Here is a 17,618-nt window from a genome sequence, read left to right on the forward strand (position 1 = left end):
CAAACCAGCCATGACATGAAGGCAAAAGGCCGCCAACTTCGTCTGCCTCACGGCCAAACCGGAAACAACCAAACCTTCAAAAACAAAACCCGCCGAAAAAATCGACGGGTTTGTCAGCGGTCTGAAGGGCCGGAGCGATCCGGCCCTTGTCTTTTGACCGGCATTCCGGTCGCCAGCCCGGACAGAGTTTGCCCCTCCGCCCGGACAGGAAATAATCACCTGCTCATCTTTTGAGCGGCATCCTTGGATTGACATCGGTCCATGCCGCTCCAGCTCCTGATAAATGCCCAGTTTTTCAGCCGATTTTGCGTTGCAGAAGATTTTATGAATCTTCCATGCGAACTGTGCATGGTTCTTGCATTGCCCTTTGCGTTGTATTCAAATGAACAAAAAAGGGGAGCCACACCTTTGGCATTTGATGAAATGATCACGGGCGACGAAAGTCCCCGAGCGCCATATGAAAAATACTTTGAGTGGTACAACAGCCAGGATCGGGCGCATCTGATTGCAAAGTCCCGCGATGCGGAAAACATCTTCCGGAAAACCGGCATCACCTTCGCGGTTTACGGCCACGCCGACAGTTCCGAAAAGCTCATCCCCTTCGATATCATCCCCCGCATCATCTCCGGCCGCGAATGGCGCAAGCTCGCCCAGGGCATCGAGCAGCGGGTGATTGCGCTCAACGCCTTCCTCGACGACATCTATCACAAGCAGGAAATCATCCGCGCCGGCCGCATCCCGCGCGAGCTGATCGAGAAGAACACCGCCTTCCTGCCCGAGATGATCGGCTTCCGGCCGCCGGGCGGCGTCTATACCCATATCGTCGGCACCGATATCGTACGCACGGGCGAAGACCAGTTCTACGTGCTGGAGGACAATGCCCGCACGCCCTCGGGCGTCAGCTACATGCTGGAAAACCGGGAAACCATGATGCAGATGTTCCCGGAACTCTTCCACGAGAACCGGGTGCAGCGCGTCGAGGATTATCCCTATCTCCTGCGCCAGAGCCTGGCCTCGCTCGCCCCTCCCGGCTGCAAGGGCAAGCCGCGTGTCGCCGTCCTGACCCCCGGCATCTACAATTCCGCCTATTACGAACATTCCTTCCTCGCCGACACGATGGGCGTCGAACTCGTCGAAGGCTCGGACCTGCGCGTCATCGACGGCAAGGTGAAGATGCGCACGACGCGCGGTTACGAGGCGATCGACGTGCTCTACCGCCGCGTCGACGACGACTTCCTCGACCCCCTCACCTTCCGTCCGGAGTCGGCCCTCGGCATTCCCGGCATCATGGATGTCTACCGCTCCGGCAACATCACCATCGCCAACGCGCCGGGCACCGGCATCTCCGACGACAAGGCGATCTATTCCTACATGCCCGAGATCGTCGAATTCTACACCGGCCGCAAGCCGATCCTCGAAAACGTGCCGACCTGGCGCTGCTCGGAAGCCTCCAGCCTGAAATATGTGCTGGACCATCTGGACGAACTGGTCGTCAAGGAAGTGCACGGCTCGGGCGGTTACGGCATGCTCGTCGGCCCGACGGCGTCGAAGAAGGAGCGCGCCGATTTCGCCGAGAAGCTGAAGGCCAAGCCCAGCAACTACATTGCCCAGCCGACCCTTTCGCTGTCGACCGTTCCGATCCTCGTCAACAAGGGCATCGCGCCCCGCCATGTCGACCTGCGCCCCTATGTGCTTGTTTCCGACAAGGTGCAGATCATTCCGGGCGGGCTGACCCGCGTGGCGCTGAAGCAGGGCTCGCTGGTCGTCAACTCCAGCCAGGGCGGCGGCACCAAAGACACCTGGGTATTGGAGGACTGATGCTCGGAAGAACTGCAAACGGGCTCTACTGGATGTTCCGGTATATCGAGCGCGCCGAAAATATCGCGCGCCTCGTCGATGCCGGCCTGCGCATGTCGCTGACCCGCAGCGGCTCCGGCGACGACAATTGGGACGGCGTGCTGCAAAGCGCCGGCGTGCGCGAACTCTACGACGAGACGCATACGAAGCTGACGAGCGCCGATGCGATCGACTACCTGCTGCGCGACCGGTCCAACGCGTCGAGCGTCATGTCCTGCATCGATTTCGGCCGCAACAATGCCCGCATGGTGCGCACGGCGCTGACGCGCGAGACCTGGGAAGCGACCAACGAATGCTGGATCGATCTCAAGGAACTCCTGTCGAAGAAGCTGAAGGCGGCCGAGCTGCCGGAGGTCATCGACGTCATCAAGCATCGCGCCGGCCTCATCCGCGGCGCCTTCCACGGCTCGATGCTGCGCAACGAACTCTATAATTTCGCCCGTATCGGCACCTTCATCGAGCGCGCCGACAATACGAGCCGCATCCTCGACGTGAAATATTACGTGCTGCTGCCCTCGGTCTCGCAGGTCGGTTCCTCGGTCGACAACATCCAGTGGGAATCGATCCTGCGCTCGGTCTCCGCCCACCGCTCCTACAGCTGGGCCTATGACGGCGAATACCGCGCCATGAACATTGCCGACTTCCTGATCCTGAACGGCCAGATGCCGCGCTCGCTCGCCTATTGCTACGAGAAGATCGTCAGCAACATCGGCTATATCGCCAAGGACTACGGCGAGCGGCTGCCGGCCCACGATACGGCGGACGCCATCCGCGCCACGCTGCAGACCCTCAAGATCAAGGACATCATGGATCAGGGCCTGCATGAATTCCTGGAGGATTTCGTCGCCCGCAACAACAAGCTCGGCAACGAAATCTCCGACGGCTACCGGTTCTATGCTTAAGCGGGTCAGATCATGAGACTGAAGATCAGCCACCTCACCGAATACCGCTACGACGAGCCGGCGCAGTTTTCCCTGCAGCGCCTGCGCCTGACGCCGCCGACCGTGGCCGGCCAGACCGTTCTCAACTGGTCGCTCAATGTCGAGGGCGCCAAGCCCGAGGTCGAATATGACGACCAGTACGGCAACCACGTCAACCTCGTCTCGCTGGAAGGCGAACAGCAGGTGACGCGCATCGTCGCCGAAGGCGAGGTCGAAACCGAGGATCGCAACGGCGTTACCGGCCCCCATACCGGCTTCTGCCCCCTCTGGCTCTTCCTGCGCGAGACGCCGCTGACGAAGAGCGGCAAGCTGGTGAAGGAGCTGGTCAAGGGCATCACGGGCGAGAACGAACTGGCCCGCATGCATGCCCTGATGGCGGCGATCCACGAGGCGGTGGAATACAGGCCCGGCACCAGCGGCACGGAAACCACGGCCGAGCAGGCGCTGGAGAAGAAGGCCGGCGTGTGCCAGGACCACGCCCATATCTTCGTCACCGCCGCCCGCGCCCTCGATATCCCCTCGCGCTACGTTTCCGGCTATCTGATGATGGACGAGAAGGTCGAGCAGGCCGCAACCCATGCCTGGGGCGAGGCCCATATTCCCGGCCTCGGCTGGGTCGGCTTCGATCCCGCCAACAAGATCTGCCCGGACGAGCGCTATGTGCGCATGGCCTCCGGCCTCTGCTACCGTGACGCTGCACCCGTATCGGGCATGCGCATCGGCACGCCGGGCGAGAAGCTTTCGGTCACGGTCAAGGTCGAAAACGGCGGCCAGATGCAGAGCCAGAGCCAGAGCTGACGGGCAAGGCCGGTCCGTCCCAGCGATTTTGCGCTGTGAGACACGCAATAATTGCGATTGCAGCCAATTCTCCCCTTTGAACTAACCCGATGTTAAACCGGCAGGCGGAAGCTGTGGGCCTGTTAGCGCTCGCATCTGCGGGCACCGGCGTTGCGGGCGCCGGCCTGTTTTATTGAGAGATTTCAGTAGGTCGTTATGTCTCTTCTTATTATCGACGACAGCAAATCCAGCCTGCTTGCCCTTGAAACCGCCGTCCGCCGCTTCGCCAGCTGCGATATCGAAAGCTTCGCCAATCCGCTGGAAGCCCTGGAACGCACGAAGCTTGTCGAATTCGACATCGTGCTGGTCGATTACATGATGCCCGAGCTCAGCGGCATCGACGTGATCCGCCGCCTGCGCGGCCAGCGCGGCTACGAAACCGTGCCCGTGGTGATGATTACTTCCCAGACGGAACGCTCGGTGCGCCTGGAGGCGCTGGAAGCGGGCGCCACCGACTTCCTGGCCAAGCCCTTCGATCCGCTGGAGCTCGAGGCCCGCATCGTCAATCTCCTCGCCCTGCGCAGCGCCCAGCTCGCCCTCGTCGACCGTGCCCGCTCGCTCGATCAGGCCTTCCGCCGCGAGAGCGAACGCGCCGACATGCGCGAACAGGAAATCATCTGGTGCCTGGCCCAGGCCATGGCCTCGCGCGACGGCAATACCGGCGACCATATCGAACGGGTCGCCACGATCTCCGAGCTGATCGCCGAGGGCCTCGGCATGGACCGCATCCAGCGCCGCAACATCTATCTCGCCGCCCCCCTGCACGATATCGGCAAGATCGGCATTCCCGACGCCATCCTGCAGAAGCCCGGCAAGCTGGAGCCGCACGAGATCGAGAAGATGCGCGAACACGTGCCGATCGGCGTATCGATCCTGCGCAACAGTTCCGCCGAGCTTTCCCGCGTCGCCACCGCCATCATCGGCGCGCATCACGAGAAATGGGACGGCACCGGCTACCCGCAGGGCCTCGCCGGCGAGCAGATCCCGCTCGAAGCCCGCATCGTCGCCGTCGCCGATGTCTTCGACGCGCTCTGCTCCGAGCGCCCCTACAAGCAGGCATGGCCGGTCGAGACCGCCTATGCCGAAATCATCGCCTGCAGCGGCACGCATTTCGACCCCGCCTGCGTCGCCGCCTTCCGCCGCAAGTGGCCGGCCATCCGCACGCTTTTCGATCCGCCCGCCGGCAAGGACGAGCCCCTGCGCTCGCACGGCTGACACCCGCCCGGGTTAGGCGCAACCCCCATTCGTATAATACAACTTGGCGTCATCATCTGGCGCCGCGGATGTGTTATAAGGGTGCTGCAAGCGTGACACTTCCGGAGCGCCGCGCGTCCACTCGCACGCACAAGGGACGCTCCGGTTCTTTGAAACGACGCATCGGACCTTCCGAAGATCGTTTCCGATCTCGGGCCGATTGCATCACGTCCGGGGGACATGCCATGTCAGCAATCCAGACCGATACCTATCATCTATTCGGTATTCTCGTGCGCTTCATCGCCCGCAATCCCGATACGGGCGGCGCCTTCAGCCTCGTCGAGGCCACTACCGCGCCTGGCGCCGGTGCGCCGCCCAACAGGCATCCGGCAGACGACGAATCCTTCTACGTGCTGGAGGGCAGATACGAGTTCATGATCGAGGGCGAAAAGCGCGTCGCCACGCCCGGCACGTTCGTCAAGGTGCCGCCGGGCGCCGTCCACGCCTTCACCAATATCGACGACAAGCCGTCGCGCATGCTGATCATCAACATGCCCGGCAAGGTCCATGACGCCTTCTTCTCGCAGGCCGGCGATCCGATGCCGCCGGGAACGCGGGAACTGCCGCCGCAGACCGGCGAGCCGCCGGACATTCAGCGCCTGGTCGATGTCGGCCGGCGCAACGGCGTCGAACTCTTCGTGGCCGAAAGCGTCGGACGCTAGGGCGACGCGCGCCCGGTCATGGCCTGGACAGCCGCAAGAACCTGAACATGGCCGCGCGCGCCGTAGGCAAGGATCGCCTGGTCGGCGGTCAGCAGCGGTATGCGATGAAAGCGGGCGGTCGCCACGATGATGCGGTCGGCGGGGTCGGCGTGGAACTCGCCGGGCAGCCGGACGCTGTCGACGGCGATGGACGGCTCGATCGGCGCGACCTGGAGCGCCGGCAGGGACAGCGCCTGATCGATCCATCGCCCGACATCGTCGCCAAGCGCCAGGCGCCCCTTCTCGACCAGCATTGCGATCTCCCAGGGCGTGATCGCCGAAATCAGGATCCGGCTTTTCTGCGCCGTCTCGTCGATGACCTGCCGGGCCTCTGCGCCAAGGCGCGCGTCGTCCTGCATGGCCCAGACGAGGATATGCGTGTCGATGACGATCACCGGACGGCGTCCCAGTCCTCGGGCTCGGCGACCGGAGCCAGCGGATCGTCGTAACGCTGTACGCTGCCCTTCAGCGCGCCGATAATGCTCTTGCGCACGCCGCTCTGCCGCGCCGGCGATAACACCGCGACCGGCTTGCCGCGCCTTGTGATGACGATAGGTTCATGGTCCCTGCCCATCTGATCGATGAGGTTCAGGCATTTCGCCTTGAACTCCGCTGCGCCGACCGTTTTCGACATGACCATATCTCCTGTACATATGTACAGAATATAGCGCCATATCCCTGTCGCGCAAGGATCGCCCGCAGGCGCTCCCGCCGGCCAACAAAAAAGCGGGACCTTGGCCCCGCCTCTTCATCGTTTTCCTGTCCCCGACAGGCCTTAGTGGCTGTCCTTGCCGACAGCGTTGCCGCGACAACCCTTGAGGAAGTCGAGGTCGGCGCCGGTATCGGCCCCTTCGACATGCTGCTGGTGCAGGTAGGCATAGCCCGAGGTCGGCACGTCGTGGCTCGGCTGCCATTCGGAGAGGCGCTTTGCCAGCTCTTCCTCGGAAATATCGAGATGCAGGCGGCGGTTCGGCACGTCGAGCTCGATCATGTCGCCGTTCTTGACGACGGCGAGCGGGCCGCCGACGGCGGCTTCCGGCGAGGTGTGCAGCACGACGGTGCCGTAGGCCGTACCGGACATGCGCGCGTCGGAAATGCGCACCATGTCGGTGATGCCCTTCTTCAGCACCTTCGGCGGCAGGCCCATATTGCCGACTTCGGCCATGCCCGGATAGCCCTTCGGACCGCAGTTCTTCATGACCATGACGCAGGTCTCGTCGATATCGAGGCTGTCGTCGTTGATCTTGGCCTTGTAGTCGTCGATGTCTTCGAAGACGACCGCGCGGCCGCGATGCACCATCAAGTGCGGCGAAGCGGCAGACGGCTTCAGGACGGCGCCCTTCGGCGCGAGATTGCCGCGCAGGACGACGATGCCGCCGGACTGCGTCAGCGCCTTTTCGGCCGGCAGGATCACGTCCTCGTTCCAGTTGACGACGTCCTTGACCTCGTCCCAGACGGTTTCGCCGGAGACGGTCAGCGCATCCTTGTGCAGCAGGCCGGCTTCGCCGAGGCGCTTGAGCACGACCGGCAGGCCGCCGGCATAGAAGAACTCTTCCATCAGGTATTTGCCCGACGGCATCAGGTTGACGATGGTCGGCACGTCGCGGCCGCAACGGTCCCAATCATCAAGCGAAAGGTCGATGCCGACGCGGCCGGCGATTGCCAGCAGGTGGATGACGGCATTGGTCGAACCGCCGATCGCCGCATTGGTGCGGATGGCGTTTTCGAAGGCCTGCTTGGTCATGATGTCGGAGGGCTTCAGGTCGTCCTTGACCATCTGCACGATGCGGCGGCCGGTCAGCTGCGCCATCACCTTGCGGCGGGAATCCACGCCGGGGATGGCGGCGTTGCCGGACAGCGCCATGCCGAGCGCTTCGGCCATCGAGGCCATCGTGGAGGCCGTGCCCATCGTGTTGCAGGTGCCGGACGAACGGCTCATCGAGGCTTCGGCCTCGAGGAATTCGGCCTGCGTCATCTCGCCGGCCTTCACCATTTCGGAGAATTTCCACAGATGCGTGCCGGAACCGACGCGCTCGCCGCGGAAATAGCCGTTCAGCATCGGGCCGCCGGTGACGACGATCGACGGCAGGTCGCAGGATGCCGCCCCCATGAGCAGCGACGGCGTGGTCTTGTCGCAGCCGACGAGCAGCACGCAGCCGTCCATCGGCTGGCCCCGGATCGCTTCTTCGACGGCGAGCGCCGCAAGGTTGCGGTACATCATCGCGGTCGGGCGGAACGTGTTTTCGGAGGCCGAGAACACAGGCACTTCCAGCGGGAAACCGCCGGCTTCCCAGACACCCGCCTTCACCTTTTCGGCGAGCTCGCGCAGGTGGCCGTTGCACGGCGTCATGTCCGACCAGGTATTGAGGATGCCGATGACCGGGCGCCCGTCGAACAGGTCGTGCGGATAACCCTGGTTCTTGAGCCAGCCGCGGTGGTAGATCACGTCGCGGCTCGTGCCGCCGTACCATTCCTGCGACCTCAGCTTACGCGGCCATTCTGCTTTCTTCTTCATAGTCTCTGTCCTTCAGGATATCCCCTGACCGCCTCGCACGGCCAGGGTCATCGCGCTGTGTCTCAGGCCAGCGTGTAAGCGGTCTTGACGGTTGTGTAGAACTCGACGGCGTACTTGCCCTGCTCGCGCGGGCCGTAGGACGAGCCCTTGCGGCCGCCGAAGGGAACGTGGAAATCGACGCCGGCGGTCGGCAGGTTCACCATCACCATGCCGGCCTCGGAATTGCGCTTGAAATGCGTCGCGTGCTTGAGGCTGGTCGTGGCGATGCCGGCAGACAGGCCGAACGGCGTGTCGATGGCGGTCGCCAGCGCCTCTTCGTAATCCTTGACGCGGATGACGGAGACGACGGGTCCGAAGATTTCCTCGCGCGAGATGCGCATCTGGTTGGTCGCTTCGGTAAACAGCGTCGGCTGCAGGTAGAAGCCGGGCGTCTCGCGCGAGATGAGCTCGCCGCCGAAGGCGAGCTTGGCGCCCTCTTCCTTGCCGATCCTGATGTAATCGGTATCGGTCTGCAGCTGGCGGGCATCGACGACGGGGCCGATATGGGTGCCGGGCTTCATGGCGTTGTCGACCACGATCGTCTTCAGCTTTTCGGTCAGCGCCGCCACGAACTTGTCGTGGATGCCTTCGGTCACGATCAGGCGCGACGAGGCGGTGCAGCGCTGGCCGGTGGAGAAGAAGCCGGAATTGGCGGCCGCTTCGACGGCGACGGTCAGGTCCGCGTCGTCGAGCACGACCATCGGGTTCTTGCCGCCCATTTCCAGCTGGAACTTGCGGTTATGCTCGATGGAGGACGTGGCGACGCGCTTGCCCGTGCCGGTCGAGCCGGTAAAGGTGATGCCGGCAATGTCGGGGCTGTCGAGCATGGCCTGGCCGACGACCGAGCCCTTGCCCATGACGAGGTTGAGAACGCCCTTCGGCAGGCCGGCGCGGTGCAGGATATCGGCAATCGCCCAGGAACAGCCGGGAACGAGATCGGCCGGCTTGAAGACGACCGTGTTGCCGTAGCAGAGTGCGGGCGCGATCTTCCAGGCCGGAATGGCGATCGGGAAGTTCCAGGGCGTGATGATGCCGATGACGCCGAGCGGCTCGCGGGTGATCTCGATGCCGATATTCGGGCGCACCGAGGGAACGACCTCGCCGGCAAGGCGCAGCGCTTCGCCCGCGAAGAATTCGAAGATCTGCGAGGCGCGGATGGTTTCGCCGATCGCTTCCGGAAGGGTCTTGCCTTCCTCGCGGGCGAGAAGCGCGCCAAGCTCGTCCTTGCGCGCCATGATCTCGTCGCCGGCCTTTTTCAGGATGACGTGGCGCTCCCAGATGCCGGAACGCGACCAGGCCGGGAAAGCCGCCTTGGCGGCGGCGATCGCCGCCTTCGCATCCTCGGCGCTCGCCTGGGCGTAGAGGCCGACGACCTCGTTCGTATCGGACGGGTTGATGTTTTCGGCGGCATTGGTGCCGGTCCATTCGCCGGCAATGAGATTCTGATGGATGGTCATGGGCCTAAAGCCTCCTCTATGACAAGCGACCGGCGGCCCGCGGGGCGGCCGGCCCTTGAGACCACAGTTGAAATCAGAGCTGCTTGACGGCGATCGCTTCCTCGGCGGCAACCTTCAGCGGGTTGCGCAGCGGCAGGCCGAATTCGGCCACCTCGATTTCAAAAACGTCCCCCTCTTCCGTCTTGATGCCTTCGGCAAAGGAAAGCGTCGCCGTGCCGAACATATGTACATGCACATCACCCGGCACGCGGAAGAGGCCATATTTGAAATGGTGATATTCCAGATTGGCGAAAGTGTGGGACATGTTCGCCTCGCCGGACAGGAACGGCTTTTCGAAGATCACATGGTTGCCGCGCTTGATGCGCGAGGTGCCGCGAATATCCTCCGGCGCCGCGCCGATGCGGATTTCCGGGCCGAAGCTTGCCGGGCGCAGCTTGGAATGGGCGAGGAAGAGATAGTTGATCCGCTCGGTGACGTGATCGGAAAACTCGTTCGACAGCGCAAAGCCGATGCGGAACGGCGTGCCGTCCTTGCCGATCACGTAGATGCCGGCCATTTCAGGCTCTTCGCCGCCGTCGAGCGCGAAGGAGGGAGAGACGAGCGGGGCGCCGGGTGCTGCCGCACCGTAACCGTTGCCCTTGTAGAACCATTCGGGCTGCACGCCCTTCTGGCCGGCCGCCGGCTTGCCGCCTTCGAGGCCCATCCTGAACATCTTCATGGAGTCGGTCAGCGTTTCCTCTGCCGCCTCGGTCGTCTTCTTGTGCATGGAATCGCGCGTCGCGGCCGATCCCAGATGCGTCAGGCCGGTGCCCGTCAGATGCAGGTGCGCGGCATCCGGATGCGTGATCGGCGGCAGGAAGCGGCCTTCCTCATAGACCTTTTCGAGATCGATGGCGTCGCCATATCCATGCGCCTCGATGACGGAGACGAGAGACTTGCCGCTGTCTGCGGCCTCCATCGCCAGGGCGTAGACGCTCGTGGCACCCTTGACGGCCTTGGCGGCGGCACCCGGTTCGCGCACGGCGACGATGATTTCTCCGCTGGCGCCCTTGATCTGCGAGATAAGCACGGTCCTAATCCTTTCGTTTGGCGATGGCAAAGCTTCGCCGCTCCGGCTCCAACAGGAGCCGGAATTCAGTTTTCATATGACTGCGATGCGGGGGCTGGGCCGAAGCTCAGCCCTTGTTCTTGTTGTAGACGTCGAAGAAGACGGCGGCGAGCAGAACCGCGCCCTTGACCATCTGCTGGAAGTCGATGCCGAGACCGACGATCGACATGCCGTTGTTCATGACGCCCATGATGAATGCGCCGATGACTGCACCGGTGATCTTGCCGACGCCGCCCGAAGCCGAGGCACCGCCGATGAAGCAGGCCGCGATGACGTCGAGCTCGAAGCCGACGCCGGCCTTCGGCGTCGCCGAGTTGAGGCGCAGCGCCACGATCATGCCGGCGAGACCGGCCAGAACACCCATGTTGACGAAAGTGAAGAAGCTCAGCCGCTCGGTATTGATACCCGAAAGCTTGGTCGCTTTCTCGTTGCCGCCCATCGCGTAGATACGGCGGCCGATCGTCGTGCGGCGGGTGACGAAGCTGTAGACGGCAATGAGCACCAGCATGACGATGAGGACGTTCGGCAGGCCCTTATAGGTCGACAGCAGCCAGCCCAGCCAGACGATGGCCAGCGAAATCAGGAGGTTCTGACCGATGAAGAAGCCCATCGGCTCGACATCGATGCCGTGGCTTTCGTTGACCTTGCGGCGGCGCCAGGCGAGATAGAACAGAACGACCGGCAGGATGACCGTCAGCACCAGCGAGGTGAGCTGGGTCGGAACGCCGAAAACGTCGACCATGTCGCCCGGCAGGAAGCCGGTGCTGATGACCTGGAATTCCTTCGGGAACGGGCCGATGTTCTTGCCGCCGAGCACGGTCAGCGTCAGGCCGCGGAAGACCAGCATGCCGGCGAGCGTCACGATGAAGGACGGAATGCGGTGATAGGCGATGAAATAGCCCTGCGCGGCGCCGATGACGCCGCCGACGATCAGGCAGAGCAGGCCCGCCAGCCAGAAATTCATGCCCCAGGAAACGGTGAAGATGGCCGCCAGGGCGCCGACGAAGGCGACGATCGAGCCGACCGACAGGTCGATATGTCCGGCCACGATCACCAGCAGCATGCCGAGCGCCATGATGATGATGAAGGAATTCTGCAGTACCAGGTTCGTGATATTGACCGGCTTGAACAGGATGCCGCCCGTATAGAACTGGAAGAATACCATGATCGCGACGAGCGCAATCAGCATGCCATATTCGCGGATATTGCCGCGGATATAGTCGCCAATCGAAACGACGTTGCTTTCCTCTGAGGTTGTCGGGTTGACAGGAGTCATTGTTTCTTCTCCCCTGAGCGCATGATAGCGCGCATGATGGTTTCCTGGCTTGCTTCTCCTTTCGGCAGTTCGGCGACGATGCGTCCTTCGTTCATCACATAGATGCGGTCACATGTGCCAAGCAGTTCCGGCATTTCCGACGAGATCATCAGAACGCCCTTTCCATCGGCGGCAAGCTGGTTGATGATAGTATAGATTTCGTATTTCGCGCCAACGTCGATGCCGCGTGTCGGCTCGTCCAGGATCAAGACGTCCGGATCGGAGAACAGCCACTTCGACAGCACCACCTTCTGCTGGTTGCCGCCCGAAAGATTGACCGTTTCCTGGAAGATGCCCGACGAGCGGATGCGCAGCTTCGAGCGATAGTCCGTCGCGACCTTCATCTCCCTGATGTCGTCGATGACGGTATTCTTCGAGATGCCGAGCAGGTTGGCGAGCGTGGTGTTGTGCAGGATATTGTCGTTCAGCACGAGGCCGAGATGTTTGCGGTCTTCCGTCACATAGGCGAGACCGGCATCGATCGCCTTGCGCACCGTCGAGGTGTCCACCTTCTGGCTGTCGACGAAGACGTCGCCGGTGATCTTGTGGCCGTAGGACTTGCCGAAGACGCTCATGGCGAATTCGGTGCGGCCCGCACCCATCAGGCCGGCAATGCCGACGACTTCGCCCTTGCGGACGGTGACGTTGATGTCGTGCAGGACCTGGCGGTCGCGATGGTGCTGGTGGAAGGCGTTCCAGTTCCTGACTTCGAAGATCGTCTCGCCGATCGGCACGGAGCGCGGCGGGTAGCGGTCGGCGAGATCGCGGCCCACCATGTTCTTGATGATGATGTCTTCGCTGATCTCATCCTTGTGACAGTCGAGCGTCTTGACGGTCATGCCGTCGCGCAGGACCGTGATCTGGTCGGCGACCTTGCGGATCTCGTTCAGCTTGTGGGAAATGATGATCGAGGTGATGCCCTGCCGGCGGAATTCCATGAGCAGGTTGAGCAGCGCGTCTGAATCGCTTTCGTTCAGCGATGCGGTCGGCTCGTCGAGGATGAGCAGCTTGACGCTCTTCGACAGCGCCTTGGCGATCTCGACGAGCTGCTGCTTGCCGACGCCGATGTCGGTGACAAGCGTGTTCGGAGATTCGCGCAGGCCCACCTTGGCCAGAAGCTGCTTGGTGCGGTTGAATGTCTCTTCCCAGCTGATGACGCCCTTCTTGGCGTTCTCGTTGCCGAGAAAGATGTTTTCGCCGATCGACAGGAGCGGCACGAGCGCCAGTTCCTGATGGATGATGACGATCCCGATTTCTTCGGAATCCTTCAGGACCTTGAAGTTGCGCACTTCGCCTTCGTAGACGATGTCGCCATCATAGCTTCCTGCCGGATAGACGCCGGAGAGCACTTTCATCAGGGTCGACTTGCCGGCCCCGTTTTCGCCCACCAATGCGTGGATCTCACCCTGACGAACCTTGAGGTTCACATTCTCGAGCGCCTTTACGCCCGGGAACGTCTTGGTGATGTTCCGCATTTCGAGGATTGTATTTTCCATGACTAAAAACCCAACGCCGCGACCGGAAATGGCCCGGCGATCATAGAATCGAAGACCGGAACCCGCAATCACGCGGGTCCCGGCCATTCATAATTACTTCAGCTGGTCTTCGGTGTAGTAACCGCTGTCGACCAGGACGGTCTTGTAGTTGTCCTTGGTGACGGCAACCGGCTTCAGCAGGTAGGACGGAACGACCTTGACGCCGTTGTCGTAGGTCTTCGTGTCGTTGACTTCAGGCTCCTTGCCGGACATGACGGCGTCAACCATCTGCACGGTGACCTTTGCGAGGTCGCGGGTGTCCTTGAAGATCGACGAATACTGTTCGCCGGCGATGATCGACTTGATCGACGGAACTTCCGAGTCCTGGCCGGAGACGACCGGGAGCGGCTGGTCGGCCGTGCCGTAGCCGACGCCCTTCAGCGACGAGATGATGCCGATGGACAGGCCGTCATACGGAGACAGGACGGCGTCGACCTTGGCGTCGGTGTAGTTAGCCGAGAGCAGGTTGTCCATGCGGGCCTGGGCCGTTGCCGGGTCCCAGCGCAGCGTGCCGACCTTGTCCATGCCGGTCTGGCCGGACTTCACGACGAGCTTGCCCGAGTCGATGTAGGGCTGCAGGACAGACATTGCGCCGTCATAGAAGAAGAAGGCGTTGTTGTCGTCAGGCGAACCGCCGAAGAGTTCGATGTTGAACGGGCCCTTGCCGTCCTTGAGGCCGAGCTTGTCGACGATCGTACCGGCCTGGAGAACGCCAACCTGGAAGTTGTCGAACGTGGCGTAGTAGTCGACATTGGCCGAGTCGCGGATCAGGCGGTCGTAAGCGATGACCTTGATGCCGGCGTCATGAGCCTTCTGGAGAACGTCCGAAAGGGTCGTGCCGTCGATCGAAGCGATGACGAGAACCTTTGCGCCCTTCGTAACCATGTTTTCGATCTGCGAAAGCTGGTTCGGAATATCGTCGTCGGCATACTGCAGGTCGGTCTGGTAGCCGGCGGCCTGGAGCTGCTTGACGATGTTGTTGCCGTCGTCGATCCAGCGGGCGGAGGACTTCGTCGGCATGGCGATACCGACCAGACCCTTGTCCTGTGCCATTGCCGGCATAACGAACGATGCGACGCCGAAGGCAGCCGCAGCCATCAATGAGATAATGGATTTCATTTCTCTCTCCCTTGTTAAAGATTGGCGGACGAAAAATCGCCCGCCCCGAAACTGTGGCAGGTTCCGTATTGGATAGTTACTTCAGATGGTGAGAAACGAAGTAGGTCTCCTCCACGATCTCACACGTGTTGAGTGCCAACCAGCACACGGCGGCAAACTGGTATGGATTCCTATAACTGTCAAATAGAATAACTGGTAATATGCATAACAAATTTGGTATATCGTTAAAAAGTATTACTTTTGATGGAGCGCAGTGGGGAGGCTGCAACCATGACGATCATCTCGGAGCCCCTTTCGTTGGATCATGTCGACATTAACAGCGACAATTTTGGCGATGACGGCCTTTTGCGTGCGGGACTTAAGCTGAATCACCTGCGTATGATTGTCGCAATCGAAGATAGCGGGCAGATTTCGGCCGCCGCCGAGGTGCTGAACATATCGCAGCCGGCGGCCTCCCGAATGCTGTCGGATATGGAATCGATCGTGAAGGCTTCGCTCTACGAGCGGGTGGCCCGCGGCGTGACGCTGACGACCTTCGGAGAGGCGCTCGCCAGGCGCGCGCGCAAGATCCTTCTGGAGCTTCGCGAGGCCAGCCGCGAGATCGGCGAATTGAAGAGCGGCAAGGGCGGCTCGGTCTTCATCGGCGCCGTCACGGCCCCCGCCATGAGCCTCGTCGTGCCCGCCATCCACACGGTGCGCAAGACCTTTCCCGGCATCGAGGTCTCCATCCAGGTGGAGACGAGCAACGTGCTCGCGCGCGAGCTTCTGGCCGCCCGCCACGATTTCATCATCAGCCGCATTCCCGACGACCTCAATCCGCGCCTCTTCGAAGTGCGCGAGATCGGCATCGAGAAGGCCTGCCTCATCGTGCGCAGCGGCCACCCCCTGTTAAAGAGGAAGGAGCCGAGCGGCCTCGAAGAGGTCAGGAATTACGACTGGGTGTTCCAGCCGCCCGGCACGCTGCTGCGCCGCACGATCGAGGATATCTTCCTGTCGCGCGCCGTGGAGCTGCCGCAGAACGTCGTCAACACCTCGTCCCTGCTTCTGACCTGCGCCATCGTCTGCGAGACGGACGCGATCGCCCCGGTTGCCGTCGATGTCGCCCATTTCCTCGCCTCGCAGAGTTCAAACGCTTCCGACGTGCGCATCCTGCCGATCGATTTCGAGATCAACGTCAAACCCTACAGCATGATCACCGTGCGCGAACGCGCCCTGCCCCCGAGCGCGCGGCTGCTCTACGACCTCATCCTGCAGGAGAGCGTGCGCCAGTCCGAAACCTGAAATCCAGCCCGGCGCCACCTTGGCGCCGTCTAATGCGCCGCTCGAAAAGGAAGGCGCATGCTGTTCGGACAATCGATATTCCAATCCGTTCTCGAACGGCTGAAAGCGGAAGAGGACGCCGCCGGCGAGACGGAAGAACCGGCCGTCCACCGCGTCTCCGGCTTTCCGACCGGCCTTGCCTTCGACGTGATGGAAGGCGTCTCGGCCGCCTCGCAGCGTGTCGGCGAAGCCTATTTCGACAATCTCGGCCCCGAGCCTTCAGCCGAGGCGCCGCCGGCGCCCGCCCCCTCGCCCGAACCGGTCATGCCGGAACATCTCGCCCGCATCGCTCCGGAGGAGATCGCCGCCGAACTGGCGCTCTCTCCGGCCGACAGCCAGCAGGTCCTCAACGAGAAGCGGCGCGCCTTCGCCAGGGCCAACCACCCCGATCGCGTCGCCCCGCCTTTCCGCGACAATGCCAACCGGCGCATGATGATCGCCAACCTGCTGATCGACGAGGCCATGCGCCGCCTGCCGCGCAATTAGCGCCTTTCGGGCCGCAGCGCGCGGGCGGTTCCGGCCCGCACCTTAAACGTGTCCGATTCCAGAGTTTCACGCGTCGATGGCAGATAGTTCATCAGCTTTTGGTGTCGGCAGCGGCGTCATTTTTCCAGCACGATAGCCCCTGCCTACTCCCTTATTGGTAGATACCAGCGCAGTTTAGCGAAATTGAACGCAATGCAACCCCTTGTAACATAGGCGGATAAAAATGTTATCGAAGGGACCTGCGTCATGACATCCTCACAAGATCCGAAACTGCCGCGCAACAGCGCGCGCAGGCACTTTCTGGGCGTCGTTGCGGCCGCCGGTACGAGGCTTGCCGGCGTGGCGGCCCTGGCGACGGCCATTTCCACCTCGCCCGCCCATGCGCTGGGTCGGCTTTGGGGGCACGGCGGCTCCGGCGGGCATGGCGGTTCGGGCGGCAACGGCGGCTCGGGCGGGCATGGCGGCCCCGGCGGCGGCGACAATGCGCAATGTTTCCTGCGCGGCACGGCGATCCTCACCGATCGCGGTGAAAAGCCGGTCGAGGACCTGCGCATCGGCGACCGTGTCGCCCTTGCCGGCGGCGGCACCCGCCCGGTCCGGTGGGTCGGCCGCCAGGTCTTCAGGAAAAGCGGCCAGCGCTGGCAGCAGGGCGTCGTGCCGGTCCGCATCCGCCGCCATGCGCTGGACGCCCGCACGCCCCATGCCGATCTCTACCTGTCGCCCGACCACGCGCTGTTCCTGAACGGCGTGCTGATCCGCGTGAAGGATCTCGTCAACGGCACCACCATCGCCCCGGTCGTCCCGGCAGACGGGGCTTCGGTGGAATATTACGGCGTCCTGCTCGACGCGCATGACGTCATCCTGGCCGAAGGGGCCGCCGCCGAAAGCTACCGCCTTCTGGAAAGCAGCCTCGAAGCCTTCGCCAATTTCGCGCAATACCGGCGCCTCTACGGCCGGGAACCCGCCGCGATGGCCTCCTTTGCGCCGGTTCTGGGCGAGGAAGGCGGCTGGAAGCACCTGAAGGCGCTGCTCCTGCTCGGCGCTTCGCCGCTGGTGCCGATGCGCGATCCGTTCGCCGATGCCTGCGAAAAGATCGACGCGCAGGCAAGCGAACTGTCGCGCTGACACAGCGCG

At 62.7% G+C, this 17,618-nt stretch carries 17 protein-coding genes; 9 read left to right on the forward strand and 8 right to left on the reverse strand.

Going from position 1 to position 17,618, the window contains the following annotated elements; genetic code table 11:
- From ACFPWW_RS11055 to ACFPWW_RS11080, 6 genes are all read left to right on the forward strand, one after another.
- Nucleotides 1-234 (forward strand): hypothetical protein (locus ACFPWW_RS11055; RefSeq protein ID WP_377311659.1); only part of this gene is annotated, 234 nt, incomplete at its 5' end.
- A gap of 174 nt (nt 235-408) precedes the next feature.
- Nucleotides 409-1,818 carry a circularly permuted type 2 ATP-grasp protein gene (locus ACFPWW_RS11060; protein WP_112572674.1) on the forward strand — a complete coding sequence of 470 codons (1,410 nt, stop codon included), beginning with the start codon at nt 409-411 and terminating at the stop codon, nt 1,816-1,818.
- Nucleotides 1,818-2,759 carry an alpha-E domain-containing protein gene (locus ACFPWW_RS11065; RefSeq protein WP_112572676.1) on the forward strand — a complete coding sequence of 314 codons (942 nt, stop codon included), beginning with the start codon at nt 1,818-1,820 and terminating at the stop codon, nt 2,757-2,759. The genes ACFPWW_RS11060 and ACFPWW_RS11065 overlap by 1 nt, the downstream gene beginning before the upstream one ends.
- A gap of 12 nt (nt 2,760-2,771) precedes the next feature.
- Nucleotides 2,772-3,596, forward strand: coding sequence for a transglutaminase family protein (locus ACFPWW_RS11070; protein ID WP_112572678.1), 825 nt, complete (start codon nt 2,772-2,774; stop codon nt 3,594-3,596).
- A 195-nt stretch (nt 3,597-3,791) separates the two neighbouring features.
- Complete coding sequence (locus ACFPWW_RS11075; RefSeq protein ID WP_377311661.1) at nt 3,792-4,850, forward strand: HD domain-containing phosphohydrolase; 1,059 nt, start codon at nt 3,792-3,794, stop codon at nt 4,848-4,850.
- Between the two features lie 224 nt (nt 4,851-5,074).
- Nucleotides 5,075-5,551 (forward strand): cupin domain-containing protein, encoded by a 477-nt coding sequence (locus tag ACFPWW_RS11080; protein ID WP_377311663.1) that lies wholly within the window; start codon nt 5,075-5,077, stop codon nt 5,549-5,551.
- Here the strand turns inward: ACFPWW_RS11080 and ACFPWW_RS11085 are convergent.
- From ACFPWW_RS11085 to chvE, 8 genes are all read right to left on the reverse strand, one after another.
- Entirely contained in the window at nt 5,548-5,985 is a 438-nt protein-coding gene (locus tag ACFPWW_RS11085) for a type II toxin-antitoxin system VapC family toxin (protein WP_377311665.1), read from the reverse strand. The genes ACFPWW_RS11080 and ACFPWW_RS11085 overlap by 4 nt on opposite strands.
- The gene (locus ACFPWW_RS11090; protein WP_112755772.1) at nt 5,982-6,224 is read right to left on the reverse strand and encodes a type II toxin-antitoxin system Phd/YefM family antitoxin; all 243 of its coding nucleotides are present in this window, start codon (nt 6,222-6,224) and stop codon (nt 5,982-5,984) included. Before ACFPWW_RS11090 ends, ACFPWW_RS11085 begins: the two co-directional genes overlap by 4 nt.
- Nucleotides 6,225-6,365: 141 nt before the next feature.
- The gene (araD, locus tag ACFPWW_RS11095; protein WP_112572689.1) at nt 6,366-8,105 is read right to left on the reverse strand and encodes an L-arabinonate dehydratase; all 1,740 of its coding nucleotides are present in this window, start codon (nt 8,103-8,105) and stop codon (nt 6,366-6,368) included.
- 62 nt (nt 8,106-8,167) lie between these two features.
- Complete coding sequence (locus ACFPWW_RS11100) at nt 8,168-9,601, reverse strand: aldehyde dehydrogenase family protein (protein WP_377311667.1); 1,434 nt, start codon at nt 9,599-9,601, stop codon at nt 8,168-8,170.
- Nucleotides 9,602-9,674: 73 nt separating this feature from the next.
- Nucleotides 9,675-10,670, reverse strand: coding sequence for an AraD1 family protein (gene araD1, locus ACFPWW_RS11105; protein ID WP_377311668.1), 996 nt, complete (start codon nt 10,668-10,670; stop codon nt 9,675-9,677).
- A gap of 106 nt (nt 10,671-10,776) precedes the next feature.
- Nucleotides 10,777-11,985 (reverse strand): multiple monosaccharide ABC transporter permease, encoded by a 1,209-nt coding sequence (gene mmsB / locus ACFPWW_RS11110; RefSeq protein WP_112572695.1) that lies wholly within the window; start codon nt 11,983-11,985, stop codon nt 10,777-10,779.
- On the reverse strand, nt 11,982-13,520 hold the full coding sequence (gene mmsA, locus ACFPWW_RS11115; protein ID WP_377311669.1) for a multiple monosaccharide ABC transporter ATP-binding protein: 1,539 nt from the start codon (nt 13,518-13,520) through the stop codon (nt 11,982-11,984). Before mmsA ends, mmsB begins: the two co-directional genes overlap by 4 nt.
- A 93-nt stretch (nt 13,521-13,613) precedes the next feature.
- Entirely contained in the window at nt 13,614-14,678 is a 1,065-nt protein-coding gene (gene chvE, locus ACFPWW_RS11120) for a multiple monosaccharide ABC transporter substrate-binding protein (protein WP_377311671.1), read from the reverse strand.
- Nucleotides 14,679-14,948: 270 nt separating this feature from the next.
- On the opposite strand from chvE, the gene ACFPWW_RS11125 reads away from it, so the two are divergent.
- The 3 genes from ACFPWW_RS11125 to ACFPWW_RS11135 all read left to right on the forward strand — a co-directional run bounded on the left by ACFPWW_RS11125 (nt 14,949) and on the right by ACFPWW_RS11135 (nt 17,609).
- Entirely contained in the window at nt 14,949-15,959 is a 1,011-nt protein-coding gene (locus ACFPWW_RS11125; RefSeq protein WP_112572699.1) for a LysR family transcriptional regulator, read from the forward strand.
- 57 nt (nt 15,960-16,016) lie between these two features.
- On the forward strand, nt 16,017-16,484 hold the full coding sequence (locus ACFPWW_RS11130) for a hypothetical protein (RefSeq protein ID WP_112706025.1): 468 nt from the start codon (nt 16,017-16,019) through the stop codon (nt 16,482-16,484).
- A 246-nt stretch (nt 16,485-16,730) separates the two neighbouring features.
- Nucleotides 16,731-17,609 carry a Hint domain-containing protein gene (locus ACFPWW_RS11135; protein ID WP_377311672.1) on the forward strand — a complete coding sequence of 293 codons (879 nt, stop codon included), beginning with the start codon at nt 16,731-16,733 and terminating at the stop codon, nt 17,607-17,609.
- Nucleotides 17,610-17,618: the final 9 nt, after the last annotated feature.

Origin of the sequence: Rhizobium sp. GCM10022189, from assembly GCF_042656325.1 — a bacterium.
Classification (GTDB): domain Bacteria; phylum Pseudomonadota; class Alphaproteobacteria; order Rhizobiales; family Rhizobiaceae; genus Rhizobium.

Coding starts and splice junctions, on each gene's coding strand:
- ACFPWW_RS11135 (WP_377311672.1), top strand. CDS start 16,731: ATGACATCCTCACAAGATCCGAAACTGCCGCGCAACAGCGCGCGCAGG.
- ACFPWW_RS11070 (WP_112572678.1), top strand. CDS start 2,772: ATGAGACTGAAGATCAGCCACCTCACCGAATACCGCTACGACGAGCCG.
- ACFPWW_RS11065 (WP_112572676.1), top strand. CDS start 1,818: ATGCTCGGAAGAACTGCAAACGGGCTCTACTGGATGTTCCGGTATATC.
- ACFPWW_RS11080 (WP_377311663.1), top strand. CDS start 5,075: ATGTCAGCAATCCAGACCGATACCTATCATCTATTCGGTATTCTCGTG.
- araD (WP_112572689.1), bottom strand. CDS start 8,105: ATGAAGAAGAAAGCAGAATGGCCGCGTAAGCTGAGGTCGCAGGAATGG.
- ACFPWW_RS11125 (WP_112572699.1), top strand. CDS start 14,949: ATGACGATCATCTCGGAGCCCCTTTCGTTGGATCATGTCGACATTAAC.
- ACFPWW_RS11075 (WP_377311661.1), top strand. CDS start 3,792: ATGTCTCTTCTTATTATCGACGACAGCAAATCCAGCCTGCTTGCCCTT.
- mmsA (WP_377311669.1), bottom strand. CDS start 13,520: ATGGAAAATACAATCCTCGAAATGCGGAACATCACCAAGACGTTCCCG.
- ACFPWW_RS11090 (WP_112755772.1), bottom strand. CDS start 6,224: ATGTCGAAAACGGTCGGCGCAGCGGAGTTCAAGGCGAAATGCCTGAAC.
- chvE (WP_377311671.1), bottom strand. CDS start 14,678: ATGAAATCCATTATCTCATTGATGGCTGCGGCTGCCTTCGGCGTCGCA.
- ACFPWW_RS11130 (WP_112706025.1), top strand. CDS start 16,017: ATGCTGTTCGGACAATCGATATTCCAATCCGTTCTCGAACGGCTGAAA.
- mmsB (WP_112572695.1), bottom strand. CDS start 11,985: ATGACTCCTGTCAACCCGACAACCTCAGAGGAAAGCAACGTCGTTTCG.
- ACFPWW_RS11100 (WP_377311667.1), bottom strand. CDS start 9,601: ATGACCATCCATCAGAATCTCATTGCCGGCGAATGGACCGGCACCAAT.